Annotated in this window: 9 protein-coding genes and 1 other RNA gene; 1 reads left to right on the top strand and 9 read right to left on the bottom strand. The window is 34.0% G+C overall.

Annotation, left to right across the window (positions count from 1 at the left end; translation table 11 throughout):
• Positions 1–268: 268 nt before the first annotated feature.
• From ACWNMZ_RS14150 to ACWNMZ_RS14140, 3 genes are all read right to left on the bottom strand, one after another.
• A complete protein-coding gene (locus tag ACWNMZ_RS14150) occupies positions 269–1141 on the bottom strand; it encodes a 5'-3' exonuclease (protein WP_031538094.1) in 873 nt (290 codons plus the stop codon).
• A gap of 346 nt (positions 1142–1487) precedes the next feature.
• Complete coding sequence (locus tag ACWNMZ_RS14145; protein ID WP_031538095.1) at positions 1488–2336, bottom strand: sulfurtransferase; 849 nt, start codon at positions 2334–2336, stop codon at positions 1488–1490.
• A 39-nt stretch (positions 2337–2375) separates the two neighbouring features.
• Positions 2376–5954, bottom strand: coding sequence for a dynamin family protein (locus tag ACWNMZ_RS14140; protein WP_031538096.1), 3579 nt, complete (start codon positions 5952–5954; stop codon positions 2376–2378).
• 631 nt (positions 5955–6585) lie between these two features.
• On the opposite strand from ACWNMZ_RS14140, the gene ACWNMZ_RS14135 reads away from it, so the two are divergent.
• Entirely contained in the window at positions 6586–7038 is a 453-nt protein-coding gene (locus ACWNMZ_RS14135; protein ID WP_031538097.1) for a chemotaxis protein CheX, read from the top strand.
• Between the two features lie 565 nt (positions 7039–7603).
• On the opposite strand, the gene ACWNMZ_RS14130 is transcribed toward ACWNMZ_RS14135, so the two are convergent.
• The 6 genes from ACWNMZ_RS14130 to gpsB form a co-directional block, all read right to left on the bottom strand.
• On the bottom strand, positions 7604–9127 hold the full coding sequence (locus tag ACWNMZ_RS14130; RefSeq protein ID WP_031538098.1) for a carboxypeptidase M32: 1524 nt from the start codon (positions 9125–9127) through the stop codon (positions 7604–7606).
• A 215-nt stretch (positions 9128–9342) separates the two neighbouring features.
• Entirely contained in the window at positions 9343–11256 is a 1914-nt protein-coding gene (locus ACWNMZ_RS14125; RefSeq protein WP_031538099.1) for an ATP-dependent DNA helicase, read from the bottom strand.
• Positions 11257–11490: 234 nt separating this feature from the next.
• On the bottom strand, positions 11491–11661 hold the full coding sequence (locus ACWNMZ_RS14120; protein ID WP_155986757.1) for a hypothetical protein: 171 nt from the start codon (positions 11659–11661) through the stop codon (positions 11491–11493).
• A 101-nt stretch (positions 11662–11762) separates the two neighbouring features.
• On the bottom strand, positions 11763–12896 hold the full coding sequence (locus ACWNMZ_RS14115) for a THUMP domain-containing class I SAM-dependent RNA methyltransferase (RefSeq protein ID WP_031538100.1): 1134 nt from the start codon (positions 12894–12896) through the stop codon (positions 11763–11765).
• A gap of 212 nt (positions 12897–13108) precedes the next feature.
• Positions 13109–13490, bottom strand: an RNA gene (gene rnpB, locus ACWNMZ_RS14110) — RNase P RNA component class B.
• Positions 13491–13598: 108 nt separating this feature from the next.
• Positions 13599–13901 carry a cell division regulator GpsB gene (gpsB, locus tag ACWNMZ_RS14105; protein WP_031538103.1) on the bottom strand — a complete coding sequence of 101 codons (303 nt, stop codon included), beginning with the start codon at positions 13899–13901 and terminating at the stop codon, positions 13599–13601.
• Positions 13902–13970 lie beyond the last annotated feature (69 nt).

Here is a 13970-nt window from a genome sequence, read left to right as displayed (position 1 = left end):
TCTTTCATGAATTGGGCAAAAGTATCTATCCTTTTGTATATTTATTCTAAAGAATTTTCAACTCTACCCACATCTAATGAAGTTAAACATGATAAATACAAATAAAAACCCAAACGATTATACGAAACTTTTAAATAAGCATTTCGTTTGAATCGGTTGGTTTAACTTTTGTTAAAATATTTGTTTCAGTCTCTGAGATATCTAGGCGTTTATCCTTCTAGTTTCGTATACCAATGCAAATTTTGCGTAATATATAAAAAACCATTTCTTAAAATAAGGTGAGCTCTTCTTTCTTTTCTACATAATGATGAAATCTTTTAAATTCTAATTCCTCAAATTTCTTCATTGCGGTAGCTGGATTGATATTTAAATAGCTATCTTCTAGCATGCAACTTACTGGAACGTCGCATTTAATCTCTGCTAATTGTCTGCTTAAATGGAGCATTTCGAGGTCTGTTTCAATTTTCGTACGCTGACCCTTTGTAAGCAACGATAAATTAGCTAAAATCCCTTCTATATTCTGATGAACTTGGAGAAGCTTTAAGGCAGTTTTCTCACCTATCCCCTTTACGCCAGGATAGTTATCACTTGTATCTCCCATTAATCCCTTTAGATCGATCATTTGCTTTGGAGTAATCCCTTTTTCTTCTTGAAAATTTGCTGGTGTATAAACCATATAGTTACCATACCCTTTTTTTAATAACGCAACAGAAATATGATCATCCAGTAATTGCAGAATATCCTGATCTCCTGTTAAGATGGTAACATTTGCTTCACCTTTCATTTGTTTCGCAATTGTACCGATACAATCGTCAGCTTCAAATCCAGTTATCCCTATATTTGGAACATTAAAGCTTTCTACAACTTCTTTTACCAAATCAAATTGTGGAATTAATTCAACAGGGGCGTCTTGACGATTTGCTTTATAGGAAGGGTACATTTCTGTTCTAAATGTAGTACTTCCCATATCCCAGCAAACCGCAACATGTGAAGGGTTAAAATGTTCAATTGCTGTAAAAAAATGTTTTACAAAACCATGAATTGCATTTGTTGGAATTCCTTTTGAGTTAACCATATATTGACCTGTAACAGCTGTAGCAAAAAAAGCACGAAATAATAGCGCCATCCCATCTACGAGCATCAGGTTTGTCTGTTTGTCATTATTCAAATCGCATCTCTCCTTTATTTCCATTCGTTTATTATAACAGATTCTAAAATAGTTTTGGCTGGTAGCTTTTTCTTCTCCCTTTTTATTAGTTGGAATTTAACCTGATTGTACGTTTGTTGTAAAACGAAGTCTGAAAAATAATTATCTTCTAAAGAAAAAAACAGAGAACTAAAATTCCCCATTAGTTTCCTGTTCCTAACCCACTTATTTTAAGCTAAGTTCAAAACTACACTGTACTACCTTCTCATGCCATCTATATTTGCCTCTACTTTTGTAAACTCTAAACTTACTGCCTCACCTAATAATAGAATGCTTTGTTTCATTCTTCTATCTTGTTAGACAAACAGGTCTCAATTGGATTTTCATCATAAGAAATCCAATCACTGAAACTTCCAGGATAAAGCTTTACATTGTCTATTCCAGCCATTTTTAAGGAAATATAATTAGGAGTAGCAGTTATGCCAGAGCCACAATAAACAATATATTCATTTCTGGGGTCTAATGAGGAAAACCTTTCTCTTTGCTCATTAGTCGACAAAAAGAAGCCATTTTTTAATCCATCTGTCCATACAAAGTTTATTGCTCCAGGTATATGTCCACGTTTCTTATCAATCGGTTCTATCTCTCCTATATACCGTATGTGTTCTCTGGAATCAATAAGTACCTTATATTCCTCTTTTGCTCTTACTTGTGCTGACACTTCCTCATAAGTAGCAATCATATGTGTTTGAATTTCAGGAGAGAAAGTACTCTTTGTAAAAGTCGGGACATCCTTTGAAATTGGAAAATCCTTTTTTACCCATTCTTTATAGCCGCCATCCAAAATATATGTATGGGAATGTCCGATATAGTTTAATAACCACCAAAGTCTCCCAGAAAACGCCCCCTCCCCATTATCGTAGGCAATGACGATAGTTTCTTTACCAACACCTATATTTTCAAGTTTAGAAACAAATTCTTCTATGGCTGGTAATGGATGTCTGCCCCCGTGTTCACTTACTGGATTGGAGAGATCTTTATCTAAGTGAAAATAAACGCTATTTGGGATATGACCTTCTATATACCATTCGGTGCCAGCGTCAGGATTTTTTAAATCAAAGCGACAATCAATAATTCTAACAGAATCTTGTTCAAAATTTTCCTTTAGCCAATCAACACTTTTTACGATTTCCATCTTTATTCCTCCTCTTGTTATCCCTGTTAACCATTAATCAATAGCGGAAAATCTTGTTGATTCCTTAATAATCCACTCAAGTTTATCTAAATTCTCATGCTCTGTTAATAGTGCCGTTTTCCCATCATAATATTCGCCCACTTGTTCTTGTAAATTATCAAGCAGTGTATCAAAATGCTGTTCAAATAACTCTTTATAAAAAGTAAAGAAGGAGTGAATTTGCTCCTTAATAAAAATATTCCCGTGCTCATCCACTAATTGTTCTAATTCTATTCCCATATTCTTTCGTTCATTATTCTCAAAAAAACTTTTGGGATTTTTGTAATATTTTGTTCCAATTTTATTAAGCGCATTATCTAGTTGTTTGAAAGGAGCATGGTAAGTTAATTTTGTATCAATTGCATTTTCCATTTCTTCTTGCAAACGGATTTCGCCATTAATGGACTGAATGGAATGCTGAATTTCTTGATAGCCTTCTTTTCTTTGTTTATAAAATATTTGGTCCAGTCTTACATTTACTGCCCGCAATTCTTGTTCAAATTCAAAATTCAACTGTATTAAAAAGGAAGCAGTAGCAAGGGAAATTTCTCTTTTCTTATTATCCCCTCGTAAAATGGATGGATGATAGGCTTCCTTTATTAATTCCTGTAATCGAAACATGATTCTTTGCTTTAAATAAAAAAGCTGTTCTTCAACTTCCATTTTAAATTTCGCTAATCTATCTTGAAACGTTATTGTTTCAAATTGTGAGAGTATATTCCGTTTTTCTTCCTCCATCCGAGAAAGCTCTTGTTCCGCTTCTTCCTTTTTTGCAAAAGCAGATTTAACTAGCTGCTTTAAAAGTTCAATTGTCCCTTCATATTCTTTTTTAGCAGATTGGAGCATCATTGCTAGCCATTCATATTCAATAAATTCATACATTTTAGCCTCTGCTCTTCCCATCCATTTCCCGTAAATTTCATGCTTATAATAAAGACTAGAAACAGGAAGAATTCGTGGAGAACGTATACCATATAATTGCAGTTGCTCTTGTAAATACTCCTCTACAGCTTCTTGCTCTTCTTCATCCTTCGCTAAATCTATTGCATTAATGACAAAAAATATTTTATCCTTTTCAAAAGCATCCTTTAATCTTCCAAGCTGTACTAAAAAAGCACGATCAGCTTTGGAAAATGCGTGATTATAGTAGCTGACATAAAAAATACAATCTGCTTTTTTCATAAATTCAAAGCTTAACTCCGTATGTCTGCTGTTAATTGAGTCTCCCCCTGGCGTATCAACGAGCGTAATTCCTTTTCTAGTAATACTACAATCAAAATAAACATCTATCGAAGCCACAAAACAAGAGGTTTCTTCTACTGCAACAAAATTCGAAAGCGCTTCTAATCCAACATTAATCTCGCTGCCCAATTGATCACGATGGGCAGAATATCCTTTTACAAAAGCTTGCAGATAGCGAAATTCATTCGCATATCTTTCTACAGGTTTAGCAGCTAGCTTTTTTATCAAATTTTGCGCTGATTCTAATGTACTTGCCTCTTCCTTCACTAACTGTAAATAGTCATTTATCTCTGTAAGCATTTCTGACTCTGTTTTCCATTTAACAATCACCGTTTTATGTGGATGGTCTTTATCTATTGGCAAAATTCGATTTATTGTTGCCGTAGTTGGATTGGGCGAAACGGGCAAAATCGGATAATCTAGTAAGGCATTGGCAAAGGAAGACTTCCCTGCACTAAAAGCACCAAATAAGCAAATAGTATATGTTCGATTTTCAATATTGGCGGCTTTAGTAAGCAAATTCTTTGCTATATGTGTAAATCCCTTTACCTGTTGCAGGTTATTACTTAAAAAACGTAATTGTTTAATTAGTAAATCTGTATCAAATTCATTTCTTTCTTCTCGTTTAATATCCTCAGTCAGATTTCTTTTCTTGTCTACGGCTCTTGCGTTTATGGATGATAATGTTTGGTAAGTAATTTCTTCTTTATCTGAATCTAGTAATCTTTGCAATAGACTCTCATCAACTGATTGTGTGACAAAGAGATGCTTTAGGTTCTCTCTCCAGTCTTGCCATTTAGTCTCTAGCTCTTCCTTTTTTAGCTTACAGTCTACAAATCCTTGCCAGATTTTCTGTTCTTTCCTACGCTCTTCTTTTTCCGTATGTAATTGTCGCTGGCGCTCTTCTTTCCATTGAGTAAATAGTGTCGTGATTTCTTTCCTAAAAGACTGTTTCAAATCATTTTCAACAGTCTCACAATATACCAGAACATAGTTTTCAGAAAGCTGCGCATCCTTATTTACTAACTCTTTTAACCTATGCCTATGTAAAATAGAAGCAAGCCCTTTAATTTTCGGAAAATACTCTGACTTACCGTGTTTCTCAAAAAACTGCGATAATGGCGTTATTAATTGTATTTGAACAAGCTTTTCGAGCTCTGTGTAAAAAGCAAGTAGTCTTTCCTCTCTTTCTTTTTTTGTTTTGTTTTTGCTGCCAAATAATCCTATTTTAAAATTTTTCTGTTCTGTTTCCAAATATGACTTGGCTAATTCACGAAGATTGAATGGCATAATATACGCATTTTTAATAATCGAATGCCACTCGTTTTCTAAAGATACTACTGTTTCGCTTTCTTCCTCATCTATTGTTTGAAGTTCTTTTTTTATTGTACTTAAGGTTGATTCTAATGAATGATATTCTTCCTCCGTTAAACCTGCTAACTCCTCATCTATAGGAGCGATTCTTTCAGCATACTTTGTTTCGATAAAGGCATGATGATCTTTATATAGCTTTTGAAAGGATTCATCCATTGAAATAGGAAGAATGAACTCTTTTTCTTTCATTTTTTCAACAATATAACACTTTAACTCTTTCAACCCTTGATAGAAAAAATTCGTTTCGATTAAGGTAGTAAAGAAAATTTTTTCTGGCTTAATTCCATATGACAAAAAGGAGTCAGAAACACTTTGTTTAAAATGTTGAAATGAAATTTCTTCTTCTCGATGTTTATCCATTTGATTAACGATTAACACAAATTTTTTGCCTGAATCAACTAGCTGTTTCGCAAAATCAAAATTTATTTCGGACTGTACATGATTATAATCAACGACATAGAAAATAATATCTGCAAGATGAATGCTAGATTCCGTTGCTAATTGGTGGGCTTGATCTGTACTATCAATTCCTGGGGTATCCATTAAAATAGCATTCTCTAAAAGGAGTTCCGTATCCAATTGGACTTCTAATTCTTTTATTTCATCCACTCTTTCTGTTGCCTGTAAAACGCCTTTTATATCAAGAACCTCTTTATAAACATCTGCTTGGTTCGTGCAATATGAAACTTTTAACTGTTTGCTTCCTTTCTTCACGCGAAAAATATTAGCCGTTGTCGGAATGGGGCTTGTTGGTAAAACCTTTGTACCAACAAGTTTATTAATCATGCTTGATTTTCCAGCAGAATAATGTCCACAAAAAGTTGCAATAAATTCTTGTCTAGTTGCTTTTTTAATTAGTTCTTTCAATCTTTGCGCAGTTTGTTGATCACTATGTGCCAAAAAATATTGATAAAACGCTGTCCATTTATGTAAGGTGTCTGTATTCGTTGAAAGCATGGATAAACTCCTTTTCATCTATGTATTTCTTTTATTTTAACTATTTTCCACATAACAATAAAGTAAAATTAACTGAAAATTGAAAGCGACCTAAAAAAAGTGAATCTAACCATGTGTTACCTTTAGGGACAGTTACTCTCCAAACTCTCTTCTCCGCATTCTCAAATAACGTCTTACTGATATTAGAGAAATGAAAAAAACTGCTTTCTCTTGTTAGCCAATCCCTATGTAGGTAGGCAAGGGGGACAAGAAAAAGCAGTATTTCATTCATCATCATATGTAATTACTATTATTTAATATCTGTTGCTTTGGTTGTATGGTTTAAAACATACTTCATAACAAATAAATAACTGATAACCGTTAAGCCAATAGGAAAAGCTATCATTCGTTACACCTCATTTCCTTAATGAGAATAATTTTCTATCTCAATTACATATTATCATCAATGAAAATCATTTTCAATAAGAAAAATAGTTTTATTTTTCTGTCCTTTTAGCAAGGGAAATCCATATAAAACAAGTAGTTTAGGAAAAATGTACCATGTGGTATATCCTATTTTCTCAAAAAATATAAACAAAATAGGTCTATTTTATGATAAGATGTTTTTATCTAGAGGATGGGGGAATAGTGTGTGTCATTAACTAAAAGTACAACTGAAATTTTAAACGGAACAATTGAAGCTGTAAAAGGTGTTATTCCCTGTGAACTACAAATTGAGAGGCCATCTGTAACTGTCTCACCATTTGTTTTAAAATCTTTAGGGGTATTAATTGGATTAACTGGAGATTTTCGTGGCAGAATCATTATAGATGGGGATAACCAAGTTTTTGGTAAGCTAGGCGAATCCATGTTTGGTATGTTTTTGGAAGGGGCTATGCTTGAATCATTCTCTGGTGAATTAGGGAATATGATTGCTGGTAATTTATCTACATTTGTGTCTCAAAATGGAATTGATATAGATATAACACCACCTACCGTTTTAGCAGGTGAAACAAAGTTATCTGGTTTTGAAAAAGCACTTAGCTTGCCTATTTCGCTCCAAAACATTGGCCAATTAACCATTGTTCTTATTTTAGAAATATAAAGTTCAACTTCAATCAATGTTTTATCTATCCACATTGATTGAAGCTGAACAATTCTACTTTCCTCTGAATTTTTCCCCGTTTAAAATTTTACTTTCTCACCCATTTGGTTAGGGAATTCAACTGATTTAACATGCAGAATTAACTCAAACAAAAAAATGATTTTTTCATCCTATTTTCCTCTACATTATTTTCTTATTATCTGTATGACTTTGTACTTCGATTTTAATTTTATTCTCCACCTTTTGCCCACAGCATTTGCAAATTGTCTTTTCATTATAGATGGTCAGGCAGTGACTACAATAATAATTCTCCATATTTATCACACCCACTTCTTTATAAACATATATTAGTATATTTATCATTCATGGAATATGTGCCGAAACTAGAAAAGATTAACCGATTTGTTATAATCGATTGAATTGCAATGCTGCTGTAATATAGGGAGCCCTTTAAAATTACCCTCGCTTCATCGAGACCACTGAAAAACTGATAGCTATTGATGATTGGCGTAACCGCCTTTTAAACTTAGATGTGTAAATTGTTCGTTCAGTCAATAAGTGTTGATTATTGCTCTAACTGATATACGTCACTATATTTAGTGTAAAGATAATCAATTAGATATTGAGCATTTAGGCCCTCTCCAGTAACATCTTTCAATATTTCAAGTGGTTTTTTCATTTTTCCGTAGCGATGAATTTTTTCATTAAGCCATTCTTTTATAGGCAGTAATTGTCCTTGTTCTAATAAATTATCGAATTCAGGAAGGTCTTTTTGCATTACCTGTTTTAGTTGCGCTGCATACATATAACCAAGTGCATAGGAAGGGAAATAACCAAAGCTTCCTCCGGCCCAATGTACATCTTGAAGAACCCCTTCCCCATCATTTTCAGGAACCACTCCTAAATAGGACTGATATTTCTCATTCCAAATCTTTGGTAAATCCTTCACTTGTATATCACCATCAAATAAACCTTTCTCTATTTCATAACGAATCATGATATGTAGCGGATAGGTTAGTTCATCTGCTTCAATTCTAATTAAAGAAGGCTTCGATTCATTGATCGCACGATAAAAATCTTCGACAGAAACTTGATCAAACTGACCGTTTGTATGGGATTTTAAGGTTTCATAATTATGTTTCCAGAAGGATAAATTTCTTCCGACAAAATTCTCATAAAATAGTGATTGAGATTCATGAATTCCCATCGAAGTTCCCGAACATAAAGGAGTTCCGATTAAATCTTTGGAAATATTTTGTTCATATAAAGCGTGACCAACTTCATGAATTGTTCCAAATACAGCTACTCTAAAGTCTGACTCATCATATTTCGTTGTTATACGAACATCACCTGGATTGATTCCTGTAGCAAATGGATGAACGGTTTGATCTAAACGTCCAGCATCAAAGTCATATCCTACTTGCTTCAACACTTCCAAACTAAATGCTTCTTGATCTTCTTTCGAAAATCGCTCATATAAGAACTCTGTAGATGGTTTATGACTTGATTCTGCAATTTTATGTACTAAAGGCACTATTTTCTCTCTCACATTAGAAAAGACTTCATCCAATATAGCGACTGTCATACCAGGCTCATACATATCTAATAAAACATCATATTTATTGTTTGTATGTCCCCAATACTCGATAAATTTCTTGTTCATTTCTACTAGTTTTTCTAAATACGGCTGAAAAAGTGCAAAGTCTGCTTTCTCCTTCGCTTCTTCCCAAACACTTTCTGCTTTTGATTGAAGCATAACATATTCCTTGTATTCTTGAGCTGGAATTTTTTTATTGCGATCAAAATCCTTTTTCATTTCCTCTACTGTCTTTCTTGTAATCGGGGATAATTCCTCTTGAACGATCTCTTCAGATAGAACAGTAAGATAGGATTCTAATTGTTCAGAAGTTGATAATTCGAATAATTCAGAAGATAACACTCCGATTACTTCTGTTCGTTGATTGACTCCCTTTTTTGGAGCACCTGTACGTAAATCCCAATAAATTAGAGCGAGCGCTTCATTGTATGCTCCTATCTTCTTCACATACTCCAAAAATTTTGTTTCCATCTCTTTTATATTAATAGACAATATACTCTCCTCTTTTCCATTTTAGTATTCTTTTATCATAACATACCTGTTGGAAAACTAGATATATTATGATATTGGAGTAAGTAAAAAAAATGTACTCGCTTATTTTGAAAAAAATGCCTCATTCGTTCATTCTGAGCTGCAACAAGCAACTATGTGTCCTATTTTTAAGACACACTAATAGAATGACTAATGAGACATTTATGATTAATTGCTTAATTTGGTGTTACAGGCAATGCCTTTAATACAGCATTTTGTACGAGCTCTGTTTCATCGCTATCCATACATAAATGAATGGAGCCCTTATCTTCATGTGTACGTATTAAACGACCAATGCCTTGACGTAGTCTTAAAATCATATAAGGTAAATCCACTTCTAAAAATGGATTTCCGACATTTTCTCGTTTACTTTTATACACTGGATCATTTGGAGGAAATGGCAAGGAATAGATAAACACATTTTCTAGAGATCTACCTGGCACATCTAACCCTTCCCATAAATTCACTGCACAAAGGATGGATTCTTCCTCATTTTGGAAGTTAGAAACAAGCGTACTGATTTCTCTTTCTCCTTCGAAATAGATTGGAAGCGAAAAGTCCTTTGGTAGATTTTCCTTAAAACTAGCCAAATCTTCTTTGCTATTAAAAAGAACCAATGAGCGTCCCTCTGCTTTTATCAACTCTTCATAACAATATTCCTGTTTTTCCATATTCATTTCTTTCTCAAATGACTTAATATGAACATTCATCTGCTCATCGTAATCAAATGGAGAATCAGCAGAAAAAGAAAGATAATCAGATGCTCCGATACTTCTGGCCATATATTCAAATGATTTGTTTTCAGACAATGTTGCAGATGAAAAAATAATTGGTTTTTGTTGGCTAAATACTTCCTCTTGCATAATGTCTTGAACAAGTCTTGGCATAATTACAAGCGTTCTTTCCCCATTCATTTCTTCAAACCATGTAATTCCATTCATTTCCTTCAAAAATAAGCTTAAAGAATGAGATATCTGTTCTAAATACTCCTCAACAACTTTTAAGTCATATTCATTAATAACATACATTTCGCTTTCGAACACAAGCTCTTCCTCTAATTCCGAAATATATCCTGCTAATTTTCTTCCTGCTCGCATTACTTTGTCTGTTTTTTTAATTTCTTGTTTTTCAGAGCCTTCTGCTTTAAAGGAAGCATCTGTTAACTCTCTAAAAAACTGCTCATTCTGATAGATTGTTTCTTCAATAATATTTAATGTTTTTTCACGCACATCATTTGCCATCAATCTAGTTAATAGATTTTCCAAATTTTGTTCTGTTAAACGATAGGTTAACGCATTTTGTGCTGCATATTCTAGTAAGTGACCTTCATCAAAAACTACGCACGCACTATCAGGCAGTAATGGAAGCTGCCCTTCTCTTTTTCTCGATTCTTTTGTCCAAATATGTTCCATATAAAAATCATGGGAACATATGATTAAATCCTTGGCATTACGATAATAATCCCTGTGTAATGTCTGTCCACAACGGTGGCGTTTATCACATGTAAAACAATCTTGCATGGAATCCCATGCCACACCTTCCCAATCCTTATCATTTAGATCTGGGTAATCCTTTCTATCCCCATAAGGAGCAAAGGATTGCATAGAACCTGTTCCGTGAACGAATTCAGGAAGACTGTCATAAATAGAATTATAAGTATCTTCAAAAGTGATTTTTTGATCCAATTTTGTTAAGCATAAATACTGGTTGCGGGATTTTGCCAATCGCACATCAATATTTAATCCAAGAGCTTGCTCTAGCTTGGCAATATCGCCTTCTTTTTTCACAAGCTGTTCGATTAATGTTTCATCTGAACAAGCAATAATTGCAGGCTTGTTTACATATCGAGCATAACAAATGCTGTATAATAAATAGACAAATGTTTTTCCAGTACCGACACCTGCTTCTGCAAAAATCGTTTTTTTATCTTTAAATGCTTTTTCTAATTGATAAGCCATATAAACCTGTTCATCACGTAATTCATATCCTGCTTCTGGAAGAATGTCATAAAAGACGTCACCAATCCATTCTCCCAATTTTTCATAAAATGATTCTGTTTTTGCTACTTCAAATGGCATGCTATTTTGCATGATACCCCTCCGACTTTACGAATTGACTTCCTTTTTTCTCTCTTTGCTATATATAAAATTATCCTTATTTATTTCATAACGAATCCTTATCATAGACAATTTATAACTAATATTCAAGTGAAAAGAGGGTTGCCTTAAAATAATTTGGCACCCTCTCAAACATTTATGGCATTTTTAATTTGTTCTAAAGTAAAAAAATCAGAAAAGAAGAACCTTCAGAGCACCATTTCTCCTTCAGCCCCTATCTCTAGACAAGGAATAAGACATTGCTTGGTGAACTATTTGTTGGGCGTTAGACAGCTTTTGAATCACGCTTTCGTCTGCAACTCCTTCTCCAGCCATAAGATCGATAGAAGAATTCAATGCATCCATAATTTTTGTATAGTCTACTGTATTATCGTTCATAAATATTCCCTCCAGAAAAATACGTATAGAATAAATATATACGGATACAAAAAAAATATACTCATCGAATACAGTTAATCTGTTAAAGGAATTTTAATTTGTTAATCTCTTTTTCGCTTTCCCCAATACTGGTAATAATCTGTTCTGATAAAACCATTGAATAGTTTACGTTTCTTTGTTGCTTTTCTGCCGTAGTGTGTTTCAAACGCTTCATCACTTGTTAGCATATAAATAGACCATGTTTCAAGTGGAGCAAAAGCCTGTCCCATTTCTTGATACATTTTTTGAACAGATGGCTTATCCCCTAATCGTTCTCCATACGGCGGATTCCCCACAATAACACCATTTTCTTTCATTGTGGTAAAGTCTTTTACTTGCATTTGTTTAAAAGTAATTAAATCTCCTAGTCCTGCCTCAAATGCATTTTCTTGAGCTATTTTAATCATGCGATGATCAATATCTGATCCAAAGATTTCAAGTGGCTGGTCATATTTGGCAGTATCCTCTGCCTCTGTACGGACATCCTCCCATACTTTAGCTGGCATCCAATCCCAACTTTCTGAAATAAAGTCACGATTAAAACCTGGTGCGATATTTTGTCCAATTAAAGCAGCTTCAATAGGAATCGTTCCAGATCCACAAAAAGGGTCTACGAATGGTCGATCTGCTGTCCAATTTGTTAGTGAAATTAAAGCTGCAGCTAGGGTTTCTTTTAGTGGTGCTTCCCCTTGATCAGCTCGATAACCTCGTTTATGAAGACCTTGACCTGAAGTATCCATTGTTAATGTAACAATATCCTTAAGGATTGCTACTTCTATTTTAAATAAAGCTCCGTTTTCCTCTAGCCAGCCAGTTTTTTTATAATGTGAGCTTATACGATTAACGATAGCCTTTTTAACGATTGCTTGACAATCCGATACACTGAAAAGTTTTGATTTTACTGATTTACCTGAAACAGGGAATTGAGCATGAACAGGTAAATAATCCTCCCAACGAATCGCTTTCGTCTTTTCAAAAAGTTCATCAAATGTAGTTGCCTTAAATTCGGCCACTTTAATTTTTACACGATCTGCTGTACGAAGCCACATATTTGCTCTTGCAATTGCGGTTTCATCGCCTTTAAATAATACTTTCCCATTATCTACTGTACATTCATACCCTAACTCTCGTACTTCTTTCGCAACTACTGCTTCAAGCCCCATAGCAGCTGTTGCTATTAATTCAAAGTTTCGCATATTATCTCCTTCATTTCACTATAATTTCATCTTATGTATGTTGTTTATTTTTACTTTTATTTTGATACAAGAAATAGTCCATATAAAAAGGATGACCAGATTAAATGCATGACATACTGTTTTAAGCCAAAACGCTAACAGTTTATCAGACACTAATCTCCGTGTCACCCTTGTGATTTTATCTTCATTCTCATCATTAATCAACATAAACGCTTTATAAGCCATGTTCTGTTCCTCTGTACTCATACGACTTTAACATCTCGTACAAAGGCGGTAATCATCTATCTACAGAAATATAATTTCTGTCCTTCTCATCCGTTCATTTCCTCAGAGAAAGTTCCCCTACCATAATTTGGGTTTCTCGCTCGCGGGGTTTACCTCGTTCCACCCTTGTCATTTCTGACAAGGCTACGTCACTGTGGCACTTTCAAGGTATTCATGCCATATCCTAAGACTTAGGCATTTTCCCTGCCGTCAACATAAATATGCTGCCCTAGCTTATTTTTTAACTAGGCACGAACACTACAAGCATCGCAGCCTGTGCGAGCATGGACTTTCCTCTACAAACTAAGTTTGCAGCGATTACCAAAGCGTTTTATTGATACAATAGCTATTATAGTGGTTTTACCAAAGCATTGCAATGGTTATTATAGGTAATTCTTAATCTATTATGCAGCATGACCTGCATTTAGTAAATGTAACTCAATCGTAAAGCTTACTACCAAACACATGCTTTTCTAAATTAGATAATCTTTTTAAAATATCAAAGTTAGTTGTGCCTGCTGTAGTTGGAGGTGGTTGTCTGCGACTAGCATCCTCCACTTGCTTTTTTAAGCGTAAATTTTCTTGTTGAAGCTCTTCAATTTCTTGATGCAATGTTTCATAATCTTTAATAATTAAATCTAAAAACTTATCTACTTCTTCCGGCTTATATCCTCTTACACTAGTTTTGAACTCTTTTTCCAAAATATCTTTTGCTGTTAATTTCATTTTATCTGATAGCATTTATCGCTCACCTCAGTCGATTACCATTTATCTCAATATTTTTTCAAAAATACGCCATTTTGTCAATTA

The sequence above is a fragment of the Niallia sp. Marseille-Q9988 genome, assembly GCF_976954375.1.
This window is presented reverse-complemented; position numbering and strand designations above follow the sequence as displayed.